10 protein-coding genes and 3 rRNA genes are annotated in these 17,125 nt (G+C 56.8%); 6 read left to right on the forward strand and 7 right to left on the reverse strand.

What is annotated here, in order from left to right:
* Positions 1-72 precede the first annotated feature (72 nt).
* Positions 73-411, forward strand: coding sequence for a tryptophan synthase subunit beta (locus AC1MEW_RS02535; protein ID WP_109627175.1), 339 nt, complete (start codon positions 73-75; stop codon positions 409-411).
* Between the two features lie 48 nt (positions 412-459).
* On the opposite strand, the gene AC1MEW_RS02540 is transcribed toward AC1MEW_RS02535, so the two are convergent.
* From AC1MEW_RS02540 to lapG, 3 genes are all read right to left on the reverse strand, one after another.
* Positions 460-732, reverse strand: a complete 273-nt coding sequence (locus AC1MEW_RS02540) for a DUF6124 family protein (protein WP_201192591.1) — start codon at positions 730-732, stop codon at positions 460-462.
* Positions 733-1,222: 490 nt separating this feature from the next.
* Positions 1,223-3,169, reverse strand: coding sequence for a cyclic di-GMP receptor LapD (gene lapD, locus AC1MEW_RS02545; RefSeq protein ID WP_480425340.1), 1,947 nt, complete (start codon positions 3,167-3,169; stop codon positions 1,223-1,225).
* Positions 3,170-3,183: 14 nt separating this feature from the next.
* The gene (gene lapG, locus AC1MEW_RS02550) at positions 3,184-3,876 is read right to left on the reverse strand and encodes a cysteine protease LapG (RefSeq protein ID WP_201192596.1); all 693 of its coding nucleotides are present in this window, start codon (positions 3,874-3,876) and stop codon (positions 3,184-3,186) included.
* Between the two features lie 243 nt (positions 3,877-4,119).
* On the opposite strand from lapG, the gene AC1MEW_RS02555 reads away from it, so the two are divergent.
* The 5 genes from AC1MEW_RS02555 to AC1MEW_RS02575 all read left to right on the forward strand — a co-directional run bounded on the left by AC1MEW_RS02555 (position 4,120) and on the right by AC1MEW_RS02575 (position 11,235).
* The gene (locus AC1MEW_RS02555) at positions 4,120-4,830 is read left to right on the forward strand and encodes a GntR family transcriptional regulator (RefSeq protein WP_201255825.1); all 711 of its coding nucleotides are present in this window, start codon (positions 4,120-4,122) and stop codon (positions 4,828-4,830) included.
* Between the two features lie 782 nt (positions 4,831-5,612).
* Complete coding sequence (locus tag AC1MEW_RS02560) at positions 5,613-6,389, forward strand: DUF3050 domain-containing protein (RefSeq protein ID WP_201255824.1); 777 nt, start codon at positions 5,613-5,615, stop codon at positions 6,387-6,389.
* Positions 6,386-7,315, forward strand: a complete 930-nt coding sequence (locus AC1MEW_RS02565) for a diiron oxygenase (RefSeq protein ID WP_201255823.1) — start codon at positions 6,386-6,388, stop codon at positions 7,313-7,315. The genes AC1MEW_RS02560 and AC1MEW_RS02565 overlap by 4 nt, the downstream gene beginning before the upstream one ends.
* A gap of 13 nt (positions 7,316-7,328) precedes the next feature.
* Positions 7,329-10,745 (forward strand): amino acid adenylation domain-containing protein, encoded by a 3,417-nt coding sequence (locus tag AC1MEW_RS02570; RefSeq protein ID WP_480425343.1) that lies wholly within the window; start codon positions 7,329-7,331, stop codon positions 10,743-10,745.
* Positions 10,746-10,767: 22 nt separating this feature from the next.
* Positions 10,768-11,235, forward strand: coding sequence for an SRPBCC family protein (locus AC1MEW_RS02575; protein WP_201255821.1), 468 nt, complete (start codon positions 10,768-10,770; stop codon positions 11,233-11,235).
* A 57-nt stretch (positions 11,236-11,292) separates the two neighbouring features.
* Here the strand turns inward: AC1MEW_RS02575 and AC1MEW_RS02580 are convergent, their stop codons facing one another.
* The 4 genes from AC1MEW_RS02580 to AC1MEW_RS02595 all read right to left on the reverse strand — a co-directional run bounded on the left by AC1MEW_RS02580 (position 11,293) and on the right by AC1MEW_RS02595 (position 16,895).
* Complete coding sequence (locus tag AC1MEW_RS02580) at positions 11,293-13,173, reverse strand: methyl-accepting chemotaxis protein (protein ID WP_201199440.1); 1,881 nt, start codon at positions 13,171-13,173, stop codon at positions 11,293-11,295.
* A gap of 317 nt (positions 13,174-13,490) precedes the next feature.
* Positions 13,491-13,606, reverse strand: a 5S ribosomal RNA gene (gene rrf / locus AC1MEW_RS02585).
* A 108-nt stretch (positions 13,607-13,714) separates the two neighbouring features.
* Positions 13,715-13,830, reverse strand: a 5S ribosomal RNA gene (gene rrf, locus AC1MEW_RS02590).
* A gap of 173 nt (positions 13,831-14,003) precedes the next feature.
* Positions 14,004-16,895: ribosomal RNA gene (locus tag AC1MEW_RS02595) — 23S ribosomal RNA — on the reverse strand.
* Positions 16,896-17,125: the final 230 nt, after the last annotated feature.

Raw genomic sequence — 17,125 nt, forward strand, 5'->3', positions numbered from 1 at the left:
CGCACCGCATACTCGCCTGCGTTGGCTATGCTGCTGACAGCATGACGCCGGTCCATTTCTGAGGGATGCTCAATGTTTTACGTGCAACGCGATGCGCAAGGTCAATTGGTGCGCGTGGAAGCCGCGGCCTACGCCGAGGCCACGGAAACACTGCCGGCTGATCATCACGAAATTCAGGCCTGGTACGCCAACGAAGTGATGGAAACCAGCCTCAAACAGCTTAAGCAGAGCGACCTGGAAATGATCCGGGTACTCGACGACTTGATTCAGGTGCTGACCAGCAAAGGCGTGATCCGCGTCACCGACCTGCCGGCCGCCGCACAAGCCAAACTGATGGACCGGACCCAGGCCCGGGAAGCGCTGGGCGGGTTGAGCCATTTGATCGATGATGATGAGACGGGGTTGATCTAAGCCTCCGGTAAAAGCAAAAGATCGCAGCCCAACAATGCTAAGTGAGCGCTAAGCCTGGGGCTGAGTCTGAATCGGCGGCGATTCAAGGTGATCCAGCGCCCGCTCTACCAACAAATGAACCCCATCGGCCATTCGGCTAAGCGCCAACGCGACGCAACGGCGTGAGCCATCGACATCATCTGCGAGGTCGGCGGCGATGGCGCTGATGGATAAAGAGTCTTCGGAGGCGTTGGCCAACAGGGCTTCAATGTCGACGTCGGGGGAGACGGTGAAGAGCTTGCCTTTGCGGGGCTCCGGGGGATTCGGCGTTACCTTGAACATGTTGTATCTCCATCTGTGTATTGGGAGCTACTACCGTTCGCTTGCACGCGAATAGGGTGGCAGCTGTGCGCGAGTGTGCAAGACCGGGCAGACGGACCCCGGCAGATAGTTCCCGAAAGAAAGATCTCCCACGCACAGCCGCCATAACAGAAACTACGAGCATCAGTTTGCTCGCCAAGTAACCATGGCGTTGCGCGTCGTCTTTTACCCGGACTTGCACGTCCGTGTCACCGATTTTTCAGTGACAAAGCCAGACTAGCCTTGGCTTTTGGACGAAACAAGTTCACCAACACCGCTACAACTTGAAGGAAATCTCCTAGGACCTTGTGGCGTCAGCCGAATACTCCGGCGCCTGTGCTGACGCCTTCGCGAGCAAGCCCGCTCCCACAGTTGATCTTCAGTGAACACATAATGTGTGAACGACTGAGCTCTAATGTGGGAGCGGGCTTGCTCGCGAAGACGGCCTCATTGACGACTCAACTATAAAGCCTTACTTCCAGGGCTTAGGCTCACCAAACAACTGCCCCTGAACCCCATACAACCCCATCTCGCGAATCACCGACAACTCGCCTTCAGTCTCGACCCGCTCGGCAATCAACGGCAGATCGATGCTGTGCGCTGCTCGCTGAATCGCCTCGATGAACAAACGCTTGTCACTTTCCAGATCAATCGCCCGAATGTAGCTGCCATCAATCTTCAAATACGCCAAGCCCAGTCGCGCCAGGTTACCGATCATGCTGAACCGTCCACCAAAGCGCTGCAGGCTCAGGGAGAACCCAAGCTCGCGCAGGCGTCGGGTCAACTGTTCCAGCACCGCTTGCTCCGGCAATTGCTCCTCACCAATCTCCAGGGTCAGCCGCTCACCCTGATCTGAATGCTGGCGCAGGATTTCAAAAATTTTATTCAGCGCCTGCGGGTCCGCCAGCGTCGCCGAAGACAGGTTCAGCGCCAGCGACTCTTCATGCCCGGCCATTTGCCCAAGCACCAATTCCAACATCAGCCGATCCAGTCGTGCCGTCCAGCCAAAGCGCTCCAGCCACGGCAGGAAACGCCCAGCGGGAATGGTCTGGCCCTGATCATCGATCAATCGCGACAGCACTTTGTAATGCAGCACCAGCGCGGTGTCCTGACTGGCTACGACCGGCTGGAAGTACAACTCAAACCGCTGCTGATTCAACGCCCTATCCAGCAGGTTGTGCCACGCATGATGGTCATCGCCGACACTGGCCGAAGCACTGTGATCCAGACACGCCCAGCTCTGTTCGCCCTGACCTTCGGCCTGCGCCAGCGCCTGATCCGCCAGCCCGAGCACCGCTTGCGGCGAGTCGCCATGAACAAATGGCGCCAACCCGATAGACGCCACGGAAGCCACGTCGGTCGCACCGGTCGCATGCAAACTGGCCAATGCGCTGTCGAGGTTCTGCGCCAGTTGCAGCGCTTCTTCACGCACCAGTCCCGGCGCCAGCACGGCGAATTCACCACCGCGAATCCGGGTGACGAGGTTCTGGGTTTCCGGGTACTTGGCACACTCGCGGGACAACTGCTCGCCCACTGCTTTCAACAAATCATCGGTGCGCTGACCACCCAGACGCTGGTTCAAACCGGCCAGATCCTTGACCCGCAACAACAGCAGATAACCGGAACTGGCCTGCTCCGGGTTGCTCACCCGGGCGTTCAATTGCATTTCGAAATAGCGTCGGTTGGCCAGGCCCGTGAGGTTGTCCTGATAGGACTCGATGCGCAGTTTTTCACTGCGCTCGGCCTGTTCCTGGAACAGCGCCTTGAGCTTCTCGACCATCTGGTTCATCGCTTGCACCACCCGGCGCAATTCCGGTGTGCGCGGCAGCTCCGGCAGGCTGAGGAATTCGCGACGGGCGATGGCGTGGGATTGCTTGACCATGTAGTCCAGCGGTTTCAATTGCCGGCGCAACAACAGCGCACCCAACACCGCACTCACCGCGCCACAGATCAGCAACCAGCCCAGGCTACCCAGCGCGCTCTGCCAAAGCTTGGCCAGGGCAAACATCGGATGGCTGACCACCTCGACTCGCGCCGCCTGCTCCCAGCCACGGCTGACCAGCGCATCACCACCCGCGGCTTCGAGGCCGATCAATTTGATGAACCAGTCCGGCACGTTGTTCACCGCCGGAATACCGCTGCGCTCGACGATGGTTTTATCAGTCTTGAGGTCAACCACACGGATGCTCGCGTAGTAGCCGCTGTCGAAGATCGAACTGACCAGCAACTCGACCATCGCCGGGTCGTCGATGTTCGGTGTCAGGGACAGCGCCAGCGCCGTGGCCGCGTCCTGGGCGTGGGAACGCAACTGATTGACGTACTGGGTGCGCGAGCTCTCCAGGCTGACCATGAAGCTGCCGGTGAAGGCGACCACAAGGAACAGACAGATAGCGATCAACAGCTGTTTGAACAAAGACATCTAAGCGCGTGCTCCTAGTTAGTCGTCTCGACCGGAAATCCTTCGGCCTGCATTTTCTTCAACACATCCTGCCAACGGGACAGGCGCTTGGTGTCACCGACTTTCTTGTTGCCCTTGGCGCCAGGCAGGTACAAGCCTTCGGCATTGAAAGAGTAGACCGGCAGCAAATCGGTTCGCTGGCTGGCCGGCTTGATCTCGTTGATCAGGCTGTCGAGCACCAGCGGCATGGCCTCAGGCGTCGAATAGTAGGTCAACACCATGTGCGCCCGGTTCAGGCGCAATGCCTTGACGTAGGTGATGCGCAGCTTGTCACTGGAAACACCGAGATGGCGCAGGCTGAAGTACTTGGCGATGGCGTAGTCTTCGCAGTCGCCGGCGCCCTTCCACAAGGCTTCGATGGGGGTTGCCCAGTAATCTTCCTGATGCCACAGGTCGATGTCTTCTTCGTAGCGCATTTGCTTGTTGAAGAACAGATTGACCACTTTGAGCTGTTCCAGCTCGCCGACCTGTTTCTGGGTAGCCAACAAATGCTGCCAGGCATCGATGCGTTGCTGCCCCTCGCCCAAAGGCCCATACAACGCCTGGGCACGACGGCTGATCAGGGAAAAATCCCAATCGGCATGCAACCCGCCCAGCATGACGCCGGCCAGCAGCAGCGCGCAGCACAACCAGCGCAACATCCGAGGGATCGCGAAACGTACCGCCAATGCGAGGCATCCAGGGTAGGCAGGAGGGAATCGGTTGATGGTGAAGGTTAGCCCGACAAAAGACAATGGCACGGTGCAATCACTCACGACGCGCTAAACTTTGAATGGTGGGCGTCATGAAAAAATTCGTCCGCACGAGGCCGAGCCTTGAGACAATCCTCTACACGGTTTGACAACCTGTACAGCAGTCACTAGTGTCCATTTGGATCCAAAACCAACTTCAGTCAATCAGGGTGCGTTGTCGTGACACAGAAGCCCAATCCTCTGAACAGCATCAAGGTCAACGGGCCGATTCCCGCTCACCTGGCACGCTCGGTGATCGAAGAAACCCTGCGCTCAGCCATCCTCGACGGTCGCATTCCCTGCGGCACGGCCCTGCGTCAGCAAGATTTGGCCGACTTGTTCGGCGTCAGCCGCATGCCGGTGCGCGAAGCCTTGCGCCAACTCGAAGCGCAAGCGTTGCTCAATGTAGTCGCTCATAAAGGCGCCGTGGTCGCAGCGCTGGTTCAAGGCGATGCCACAGAAACCTATGAATTGCGGATCCTGCTGGAAGCCGAAGCACTGCGTCGTTCAATCCCTTTGCTCGAAGCTGCAGATTTCGAACTGGCTGCCCGCTACATCGACGAACTGGAAACCGAGCACAACTACACCGAGATTGGCCGGCTCAACCGCCTGTTCCACATGGCGCTGTACAGCAAGGCGCCAAATCGTCGGCTGTTACGACTGGTCGAAGACGGGTTGAACGAAGAAGAACGCTTCCTGCGTTTCAACCTCGAGGCGATGGGCCTGGGCAAATTGTCCCAGGAAGATCACCGGGAGCTGCTGCGAGCCGCCGAAGAGCGGGACATCGAACGCTCGGTCAAACTGCTCGAACATCACCTCAACCGAGGCGTCGAGGTCATCACGCGCTACCTCAATAGCACTGCCGCCCAGAGCAGGAAAACCTCGAAGTAAACCGCAACCACCCACGTGAGCGAGCACACTGAATGTGTTCGCCGCGCGGCTGCAACATTTGGCTGACTCCCGTCCTGGGCTACTCGGCGAATAATCTTCTTACAAATCCCCTTTTGCTCTTCCCGGGCCGGTATTGCGATGCCGCTCCTGCCGTTCTTGGCCCTGCCGTGTAATGCCCTCCCGAGCCCGATAATTGCACCCCAAGAATGACGCACCAACGATAGCGGCGGCCGTCGTTTACGCTCACTCTTGGGTCTGCCAACCCAATAATGACGGACGGCGCACCGCACCTGCGGGGCAGTCGCCGCACCAAGAACCTACGGAAGGAGTCTTGCCACGGGAAAGGAAGTAGATGGTGTATTCCCGGCCAACTTCCCCCCTCAGATCAAACCAACGAACTCAGTTATAAAGTTGCTTTGAGTGAGGTATTCACTCTCTTATTCGATTCTGACTTATATAAGCCGGAAGGAGCAACTTCACCCCTATAAAACTCAAATAAAAAGTTTTATTGGAACTTGTCGCGCCCGCGAAAGTTGAACTTTCAAATAAAATAAAAATAACTTGCCGGGAACTTTATTGATGTATTAGTTTTTCTCCGCCGCTACCGGATCCGAGCAAGCAATGCTCAGGCACGGTGCCCGCGGCGCTCTACCTGGAACTGTTCCACCACTCCTACACATCAATTCGATTGAGGCCTGCGCTCGCCCCTATAAAACATTAACTAACCATCGCTTATTGATTCGTTACAACCCACGGTATTCCAACAACTTATAGGCTCGCCCATGAAACCGACTAAAGACCGTCTCAATCAAAAGAAAGCCGAACTTAGCGCTCACCCGATCTTTGGCGAAATACATTCGTTGTCAATCTTGCAGCGCTTCATGGAAACCCATGTCTTTGCCGTTTGGGACTTCATGTCGCTGACCAAGCGCCTGCAGCAGGAACTGACCTGCGTGCAACTGCCCTGGCTGCCACCGCGAGACCCACAAGCGGCGCGGTTGATAAACGAAATTGTGCTGGGTGAAGAGTCCGACGATCGTCCCGCCAATGGTCACTACAGCCATTTCGAGTTGTACCTGGATGCGATGCGCGAAGTCGGTGCAAGCACCGCAGCGGTGGAGCGCTTCGTGGCGTTGCAAAAAGAAGGCGTGAGTTATGACGTGGCGCTGCAAAGTGTGAACGTCGATCCGGCTGCCGCACAGTTCGTGCGCAACACCTTGCACACCGCGCTGCATGCGCCGGGTCATAGCGTGGCAGCGGTGTTTCTGCATGGCCGGGAAAGCGTGATCCCGCAGATGTTCCAGCGGATTCTCGACGATTGGGGCATTGGTCTCGACCAGGCACCGACCTTCCGTTACTACCTGGAACGCCACATCGAAGTCGACTCCGAGGACCACGGCCCGGCCGCCGAAAAGCTCCTCGCCCGGTTGGTCGATGGCGACCCGCAACGTCAGGAAGACGTTTACGCCAGCGCCATCGCCGCTGTGGAAAGCCGCATTGCCTTGTGGGATGGCTTGCGCGTCAGCATGAGCGAAACCGTCGGCGAGGTGAGCGCATGAACGCCGCTGACTACCAATCCTTCGCCGACGCCTGGGAAAGCCGTGCGACCATCCGCACACGCCCCCGGCGTGTGCTGGAGAACGACGACAAGCTGATCTATCCGTTGAGTCGCCAGCCATTGGTGCTGAGCGAAACCTTCCTACGCGAGTGCCCCGAACAACGGGACTTCGCCCTGGTGCAGACGCTCTACAAGTTCATCAACGACGTGGTGATTTTCGAAACCGAGATCGTCGACAAGACCGCCCGTAGCATCGCCAAAAATCGTTTCGCCGTGGCTTTCCCGTTCGCTTGCCGCTACGACGCCATGACCGTGGTGGTGGACGAGGATTACCACGCCTTGGTGGCGATGGATTTCATGCAGCAGACCGTTGCCATGACCGGTATCACGCCGATTGAACTGCCGGATGAAATCGAGCTGAGCCGAGCGATACCAGCGGCCGTGGCACTCGCTCCGGAACACCTGCGCAGCGCCGTGGAATTAATCTGCGTGGCCATCGCCGAAAACACCGTGACCGGCGATGTGGCGGCATTCGCCAAGGACGACACGGTCAAGCAGTCGATCAAGGGGCTTATGGCCGACCACTTGCTGGACGAGGGCCGCCACTCAAGTTTCTGGGCACGACTGGTGCGCATCTACTGGCACACCGCGAGCGAAGCCGACCGTCAGTGCATCGCGCAGATCCTGCCGGTGTTCATCGGCCACTACCTGACCAACGATATTCAGAAGTCCTTCGACTTCCGGTTGATCGAGTCCTTGCAGATCAGCGACGCCGCGCGCCGGGCACTCAAGAGCGAAGTGTCGGGGCTGGCCTTCCCGATCAATCGCCATCACCCGCTGGTCGCCAACATCGTGCGGTTTTTCCGCAGCAGTTCGCTGCTTGATTCGCCATGCGTTCAAGCAGCCCTGAGCGACTACCTGGTTTAACGAGGAGAACATCATGAGACGTCTCGACATTGTGCTCATTGGACAAAGCCAGGCCTTGACCGACCTGGCGCTAGAGCTCGAACAACATGGACATTCACTGGTGCGCACCGCCGCTTTTGGTGAGCGAACGTTGGGCAACGTCGACCTACTGATCGACGATGACAGCCTGGTCTTTAGCGACCTCGGCGATGTGCCGCGACTGACGCTACAGCTGGGTCTCGGTTTGGCTGAGTCCGCCGGACTGCGAACCCTGGACTTGCTGTGCTCATATGATTCGGCGCTGTTTACTCGCGTGCCGATTGCCGAAGAACCTAGCGGCAATGGCCAGGCATTACGCCTGCGAGCGGTGGCAGAATTGGTGGACCATGTGGCACTGCTGGTTAGTCGCTTCTCACGGGATACCGAGTATTTTCGGTGCACCGAGCCGACAGCACTCGCGCACTTCGAGCGCGTGGAAAATCTGCTGTATCTAGAGCAACTGGCCTTCGTCCATCAGCTCAACCTCACCGCTCAACCCGAACTGCTGCGACTGGGCCGGATCCCGATGATCGAGCGGCTTGAGCAGCGCTTTATCGAATGCGCCGAACGACCTGCGCTGAACATCGCCGGCATGTCGCTCAGTTACCGTCAATTGCATGCCCACAGCCGCGCTATCCAGCAGCGTTTACAGCCGCTGCTCGATCAACATCAGGGCTCGTTGGTGGTGGGCATCTGTCTGCCGAAATGCAGCGCGTTGTATGCAGGGATTCTGGCGATTCTCGGCAGTGGCGCGGTGTACTTGCCGCTGGAGCCGAGCCATCCGCTGCAACGTCAGCAGTACATTCTGCAGAACGCCGGGGCGGTGTTGTTGCTCCACGATGGTGAGCATCCGCTCGCCGCCGAGATGCCAGCGCTGGACATCAGCCGCATCGACCTCAATGACGTCAATCTTGATCAACCATTGATGCGTCAGCGACCGGCTCTCGATGCGCCGTGCATGGCGCTCTACACCTCGGGCACCACCGGGCACCCGAAAGGCGTGCTGCTCAGCCAGGCCAACCTCGCGCACTTCACCGCGTGGTACGCCGACTATGTGCAACTGACCGAGCAGAGTCGGGTATTGCAGTTTTCATCGCTGAGTTTTGACTCGTCACTGATCGATATTTTCCCAACCCTGCTGCAGGGCGCCGAGCTAGTCGTACCCAATGACGATCAACGTCGTGACCCGCTGCAATTGGTGGCGCTGATCCGTCATCAACAACTGAGCCACGCCTTCTTGCCCCCGGCGCTGCTGAGCATTCTGCCGCTGGAGCAGTTGCAGGTGCTGGATCACGTCATGACCGGCGGCGACGTCTGCGAACCCTACGTCATCGAGCAACTCACGCGACAGGGCAATCTCTACAACCTCTACGGCCCGACCGAAGCCACGGTGCTGATCACCGCGCGACAGCTGCGGCCCGGCGACAACAACCGCACCCTCGGCGGCCCGATTGCCAACAGCCAGGTGCTGATTCTCGATGAGGGCTTTCAACCGGTCGCCGAGCAGAGCGTCGGTGAGTTGTACATCGTCGGCCCTGGGGTATGCCTGGGTTACCTGAACAACCTGCAGCAGACCGCCGAGCGCTATCTGAACATGAGCTTGCCGAACGGTGAAAGCCTGCGCGCCTACCGCACCGGCGACATGGCGAAGTGGACCCGCGATGGCATCGAGCTCTGCGGGCGACGGGACAATCAGGTGAAGATCCGCGGCTTCCGGGTCGAGCCGGAAGAGATCGAGCGCTGCCTGCGGGACAGCCAGCTATATCGGCAAGTGGCGGTAGTCATCGACAGTCATCGACGGATTCTGGCCTTCCTCGCCCAGCCTCAGGAAGACCAACCCGGCACCGCGCGCGAAGCGCTGAAGGCCCACGCCGTGCAATTCCTGCCGGACTACATGCAACCCGGCGCCTGGACTGAACTGGCGAGCATGCCGTTCGCGAGTAACGGCAAGGTTGATCGCAAGGCGTTGCTGGCACTGCCTGTGACCGTGCTGGAAAACAGCGCCCGCCGGTTACCCGCTAGTGCCGATGAAGCGCTGTTGCTGGAGATCTGGGCCGAGTTGCTGGAGCTGCCGGCGAGCGATATTTCCACCGACGAAAGTTTCTTCAACCTCGGCGGTCACTCGATCCTGCTGTCGCGAATGTTGCTGCGTTTGCGCGAGGAGTTCGGTCGCAGCATCTCGATCAACCGATTCATCGAATTGCCGACCATCGCGAAACTGGCGACGCTGGTGCGCGGTTCGGGTACCGAAGAAGTGTTGAGCGAACAGGCCATGGCCGATGCTTTCCGCGAGCTGGATGTGCAGCCGCTACCGGTCAGTCGTATGGGCGATGTGCATAAGGTGATCGTCACCGGCGCCAACAGCTTTGTCGGCGTGCACATCGTCGAGGCGTTGCTCGCGTGGGGGGCCACTGAGGTCGCCTGCCTGGTGCGCGACGGTGGCGGGCAATCGGCGGCGGAACGCTTTGCCCACGCGTTACGCGAGAACCGTCTGGAGCATCTGGACTTGAGCCGGGTGCGGGTTTACGCGGCGGACATTACGCGTCCGTCCTTGGGGCTTGCCGTTGATGTCTACGAGCGACTGGACCGGGAGTTCGGCGCGTTGGTGCACAACGCGGCCAACGTCAATCACGTGCTCGATTACGAGTCTCTGGCGCGGGACAACGTCGAGCCGATTTTCGAGTGTCTGCGTTTGTGTGAGGGGCGCAGCAAGAAGATCTTCAACTTCGTCTCGACGCTCTCGGCGTCCAGCACGATTTCTGACGATGGCCGAGTGCTCGAATTACCGGCCGCGCAGACGCCGCCGATTTACATCAAGAACGGCTACAACCTGTCCAAGTGGGTCGGCGAGCGGATCCTGGAGCGGGCACGGGAACGCGGTGTGCGGGTCAATCTGTATCGCCCCGGCAACATCAGTTTCAACAGCCTCACCGGCGTCTGCCAGCCGCACAAAAATCGTTTGATGCTGATGCTCAAGGGCTCGATCCAGCTCGGCCAGGTGCCGGAGTTCACGCTGAACTTCGACCTGATGCCGGTGGACTTCCTCGCCCGTTTCATTGCCTTCCACGCCAGCCGTTATCAGCCGGAACACGCGGTGTTCAACCTGCACAACCCCGAGCCACTGAGTTGGGACGCCTACGTGGATTCGTTTCGCGAAGCAGGCCGGCAGTTTTCGATGGTCAGCGTCGCCGACTGGCAACAGCAACTGGGCCGGGTCGACAGCGACAACGCGCTGTTCGGCGTACTGGGGTTCTACCTAAACGGCTTCGAGGAAGACATCGGCGATATCTCGATGATCGGCCACGACAACGCCCAGGCCGGTGTCCGACAAATGGGCGCGCACTACCCGGAAAAATCCCCGGCGCTGCTGCGTCGCGGCTGCGACTACCTCAAAGAAATCAATTTCATCTGACCCACCCAACTGGAGCAAGACCATGACAACTCTGCAACCCGATACCCTGATCAAAAATCCTCACGGCTGCCATGTGGCGTCTTCGGTGGATGTGCCGGCGGACGCTTTGAAAGTCTGGGAGGTAGTCGGTAACTTTGCTGGCTTTGATCAATTCATCCCGGCGCTGTCGCACATCGAAATGACCGGTGAAGGCGTGTCGTCCCTGCGCAAGAAAGTCTTCAAGGACGGCAACCTGGTGGTCGAGCAACTCAACTCCCGGGACGACCAGGCGCTGAGCATGACCTGGACCACGATCTACAACACCTTGGGCGTGGCCAGTTTGTGGGCGGCGATGAACGTCGAATCGCTGGGGGCGGGCAAGTCTCGGGCGACCTGGACCATCATCGCCGAACCTGCACAAGGTGGTGCCGAGGCACTGCCGGGGTTCAAGGATTTCGTTCAGGGATTTGCCGATGATGCGATGAACAATGTGCAGAAGTTGTTTGCGTAAGGCATGAAAAAGCCCGCTGTGGATGAACTCCACAGCGGGCTTCTTTACATCGATGAATCAGATTTTGAAACTGTCGACCAATTGCTTCAAGCGGTTGGCCTGCAACGACAAGGCATCGCAATCCTTCAACGTTTCATTGAGGTTGGCCACACTTTGCTGGTTCAGCAGGTTGATCTGGTTAACATCGACGTTGAGGGTTTCCACCACCGCCGTCTGTTCTTCGGTGGCCGCGGCTACCGACTGGTTCATGCCGTCGATTTCGCCGATGCGCTGGGTCACGCTGACCAGTCGCAGACCGGCCTGATTCGCCACTTCGACGCTCTCTTCACTGGAAACCTGGCTGGCGTTCATGGTGGTCACCGCTTCGCGAGAACCGATCTGCAGCGAGGTGATCATCTTGTGGATCTCCTCGGCCGATTCCTGGGTACGGTGTGCCAGGTTGCGCACTTCGTCCGCCACCACCGCAAAACCACGACCGGCTTCACCGGCACGGGCCGCTTCGATGGCTGCGTTCAATGCCAGCAGGTTGGTTTGCTGGGAGATGCCTTTGATCACATCCAGAATGTGCCCGATGTTGTCGGTGCTGGCATTCAGGGTTTCGATCTGGGTGCAGGACAGGCTGATTTTCTGCGACAGCTCGGTCATGGCCAGAATGGTTTTTTCCACCACCTGACGACCGTCATCGGCCTGCTCGCTCGCGCCGCTGGCGTGCTGTGAAGCGTCTGCCGCGTTGCGGGCGATTTCCTGGGTTGCGGCACCGAGTTCGTTGATCGCGGCGGCCACACTGTTGGTACGAGCGCTTTGTTCGTCGGAACCGATGATCGAGGCGTTGGACGACGCCATCACCCGTTGCGACAGGTCATGAACCTGGCGGGTCGCCGAAGACACTTCGGAAATCGACGCGTGAATCCGCTCTACGAACTGGTTGAACGCACCACCCAGCTCACCGAACTCGTCTTTGCTTTCCACGGCCAGACGACGGGTCAGGTCACCTTCACCTTGGGCGATGTCTTTCATCGCGCGGCCCATGGTGGTCAGTGGACGCATCAGCACGTTGATCAGCAAGCTCAGCAGCACTGCAATGGCGCTCACGGCGATAAACATCGCAATCAGTGCCGAGGTGCGGAATTGGCTCAAAGGCGCGTAGGCCTTGTCCTTGTCGATCGACAGACCGATGTACCACTCGGCACTCGGCAAACCCGTCACCGGGGTGAACGAGAGGATGCGGTCTTGCTTGTTCAGGGTGACTTCCTGGTTGCCCTTCTCGATGCGCACGTTGGTGTTTGGGTAAATATCTTTAAGGTTCTTCATCACCTGATCTTTGTCCGGGCTGACGATCACTTGACCGTCGGCACTGACCAGGAACGCGTGGCCGATACCGCCGAAGTCCACCGAGTTGATGATCTTCACCAGGGTTTCGAGGCTCAGGTCGCCGCCAACAACGCCGAGCAACTCGCCGTTCTTTTTCACCGGCAGGGCGATGGTCACTACCAGTCCACCCACCGCGGCCATGTAAGGCGGGGTCAACATGGTCTTGTCGGCAGTGACGGCTTGTTTGTACCAGGGACGCTGACGCGGATCGTAGCCATCCGGCATCTTCGCGTCAGGGCGTTGGGTGAATACGCCATTCGCCTGGCCGACATAGGTGAACTGGAAGTTAGAGGTGAGGGCAGGTTGATCCACCAACCCTGGCAGATCGGCATTCGCACCTTGGTGGGCGACGTTCTGTGCCAGGTTTTCCAACACCAGCACACGGCCGCTCATCCAGTTCTGCACGCTGCTGGCGGTCAAGTCGCCAGCTTGCTGGACGGAGGACTCGAGATTTTCCCGGATCGTATTTCGCTGTAAATAGTCGTTGTACAAAGTGAACAACGCGAAAGCCAGCACTACGACGCCAGAAGCGGCCAGCAGGATTTTATGGCTGAACTTAAGATTCATTTCAGGGGACTTCTTATGGAAAAAGTGGGGATGCGTTCCGGATTGCAACATTCCATGTAACAGCGCAGACGGCTTTCTGAGGCCGCTCTACTTTGGTGCACGCATGTCTCACTAGTCTTTCGGCACGAGAAGGAGAAATCTTAGGGGGTTTGTATGAAATGGCTGGAATTCTTGCCAGATTCCCGCCGAACGGCGTGCTAGAGCGTCTGACTTAGCTTATCTCTGCCACTTTTTCCGTTTGTTGTTTGAAGCTTTTTACCTGCTCCAAAACGACAAAACCCCTGACTGCGTTAGCAGACAGGGGTTTCGGAATTCAATCTTGACGATGACCTACTCTCACATGGGGAAACCCCACACTACCATCGGCGATGCATCGTTTCACTGCTGAGTTCGGGATGGGATCAGGTGGTTCCAATGCTCTATGGTCGTCAAGAAATTCTGTGACCAGCCCGTTACCGCAGTAACGTGCCAGCAAAAAATGGTGACTTCTACTAAAACAAAACCCCTACCTGCATACGCAGATAGGGGTTTCGGAATTTAATCTTGACGATGACCTACTCTCACATGGGGAAACCCCACACTACCATCGGCGATGCATCGTTTCACTGCTGAGTTCGGGATGGGATCAGGTGGTTCCAATGCTCTATGGTCGTCAAGAAATTCGGTAGCCAGGTCGTTCTCCTTACGGATTACGCTCCAGCGAATGGGTATGTGATAGATCTCGGTGTTTTGTGAGTGTCTCGAACTTTCGGTTCGTTTCGTCTTCACACACCGCAATCTGGTGCTCTTTCGCTTTTCAGCTCGAAGCAAGCAAATTGCTTGGGTGTTATATGGTCAAGCCTCACGGGCAATTAGTATTGGTTAGCTCAACGCCTCACAGCGCTTACACACCCAACCTATCAACGTCGTAGTCTTCGACGGCCCTTCAGGGGACTCAAGGTCCCAGTGAGATCTCATCTTGAGGCTAGTTTCCCGCTTAGATGCTTTCAGCGGTTATCTATTCCGAACATAGCTACCCGGCAATGCCACTGGCGTGACAACCGGAACACCAGAGGTTCGTCCACTCCGGTCCTCTCGTACTAGGAGCAGCCCCTCTCAAATCTCAAACGTCCACGGCAGATAGGGACCGAACTGTCTCACGACGTTCTAAACCCAGCTCGCGTACCACTTTAAATGGCGAACAGCCATACCCTTGGGACCGGCTTCAGCCCCAGGATGTGATGAGCCGACATCGAGGTGCCAAACACCGCCGTCGATATGAACTCTTGGGCGGTATCAGCCTGTTATCCCCGGAGTACCTTTTATCCGTTGAGCGATGGCCCTTCCATACAGAACCACCGGATCACTAAGACCTACTTTCGTACCTGCTCGACGTGTCTGTCTCGCAGTCAAGCGCGCTTTTGCCTTTATACTCTACGACCGATTTCCGACCGGTCTGAGCGCACCTTCGTACTCCTCCGTTACTCTTTAGGAGGAGACCGCCCCAGTCAAACTACCCACCATACACTGTCCTCGATCCGGATAACGGACCTGAGTTAGAACCTCAAAGTTGCCAGGGTGGTATTTCAAGGTTGGCTCCACGCGAACTGGCGTCCACGCTTCAAAGCCTCCCACCTATCCTACACAAGCAAATTCAAAGTCCAGTGCAAAGCTATAGTAAAGGTTCACGGGGTCTTTCCGTCTAGCCGCGGATACACTGCATCTTCACAGCGATTTCAATTTCACTGAGTCTCGGGTGGAGACAGCGCCGCCATCGTTACGCCATTCGTGCAGGTCGGAACTTACCCGACAAGGAATTTCGCTACCTTAGGACCGTTATAGTTACGGCCGCCGTTTACCGGGGCTTCGATCAAGAGCTTCGCGTTAGCTAACCCCATCAATTAACCTTCCGGCACCGGGCAGGCGTCACACCCTATACGTCCACTTTCGTGTTTGCAGAGTGCTGTGTTTTTAATAAACAGTCGCAGCGGCCTGGTATCTTCGACCGGCATGGGCTTACGCAGTAAATGCTTCACCCTCACCGGCGCACCTTCTCCCGAAGTTACGGTGCCATTTTGCCTAGTTCCTTCACCCGAGTTCTCTCAAGCGCCTTGGTATTCTCTACCCAACCACCTGTGTCGGTTTGGGGTACGGTTCCTGGTTACCTGAAGCTTAGAAGCTTTTCTTGGAAGCATGGCATCAACCACTTCGTGTTCTAAAAGAACACTCGTCATCAGCTCTCGGCCTTAGAATCCCGGATTTACCTAAGATTCCAGCCTACCACCTTAAACTTGGACAACCAACGCCAAGCTGGCCTAGCCTTCTCCGTCCCTCCATCGCAATAACCAGAAGTACAGGAATATTAACCTGTTTTCCATCGACTACGCTTTTCAGCCTCGCCTTAGGGACCGACTAACCCTGCGTCGATTAACGTTGCGCAGGAAACCTTGGTCTTTCGGCGTGGGTGTTTTTCACACCCATTGTCGTTACTCATGTCAGCATTCGCACTTCTGATACCTCCAGCAAGCTTCTCAACTCACCTTCACAGGCTTACAGAACGCTCCTCTACCGCATCACCTAAGTGATACCCGTAGCTTCGGTGTATGGTTTGAGCCCCGTTACATCTTCCGCGCAGGCCGACTCGACTAGTGAGCTATTACGCTTTCTTTAAAGGGTGGCTGCTTCTAAGCCAACCTCCTAGCTGTCTAAGCCTTCCCACATCGTTTCCCACTTAACCATAACTTTGGGACCTTAGCTGACGGTCTGGGTTGTTTCCCTTTTCACGACGGACGTTAGCACCCGCCGTGTGTCTCCCATGCTCGGCACTTGTAGGTATTCGGAGTTTGCATCGGTTTGGTAAGTCGGGATGACCCCCTAGCCGAAACAGTGCTCTACCCCCTACAGTGATACATGAGGCGCTACCTAAATAGCTTTCGAGGAGAACCAGCTATCTCCGAGCTTGATTAGCCTTTCACTCCGATCCACAGGTCATCCGCTAACTTTTCAACGGTAGTCGGTTCGGTCCTCCAGTTAGTGTTACCCAACCTTCAACCTGCCCATGGATAGATCGCCCGGTTTCGGGTCTATTCCCAGCGACTAGACGCCCTATTAAGACTCGCTTTCGCTACGCCTCCCCTATTCGGTTAAGCTCGCCACTGAAAATAAGTCGCTGACCCATTATACAAAAGGTACGCAGTCACCCAACAAAGTGGGCTCCCACTGCTTGTACGCATACGGTTTCAGGATCTATTTCACTCCCCTCTCCGGGGTTCTTTTCGCCTTTCCCTCACGGTACTAGTTCACTATCGGTCAGTCAGTAGTATTTAGCCTTGGAGGATGGTCCCCCCATATTCAGACAAAGTTTCTCGTGCTCCGTCCTACTCGATTTCATGACTAAGAGATTTTCGCGTACAGGGCTATCACCCACTATGGCCGCACTTTCCAGAGCGTTCCGCTAATCTCAAAGCCACTTAAGGGCTAGTCCCCGTTCGCTCGCCACTACTAAGGGAATCTCGGTTGATTTCTTTTCCTCAGGGTACTTAGATGTTTCAGTTCCCCTGGTTCGCTTCTTAAGCCTATGTATTCAGCTTAAGATACCTAACTTATGTTAGGTGGGTTCCCCCATTCAGACATCTCCGGATCAAAGTCTGTTTGCCGACTCCCCGAAGCTTTTCGCAGGCTACCACGTCTTTCATCGCCTCTGACTGCCAAGGCATCCACCGTATGCGCTTCTTCACTTGACCATATAACCCCAAGCAATCTGGTTATACTGTGAAGACGACATTCGCCGAAAATTCGCAATTACTCACAAATTTTACCTTAGCCTGATCCGTTACCAGTGAAAGTAACGTCCAGTCTATCTTTCTATCACATACCCAAATTTTTAAAGAACGATCTAATCAAAGACTAGAAATCAATATTCACCGAGGAATACTCATTTCTAAACTCTAACGACACAAGCCACCTTAAAGGC

The organism is Pseudomonas sp. ASL4, from assembly GCF_056680395.1.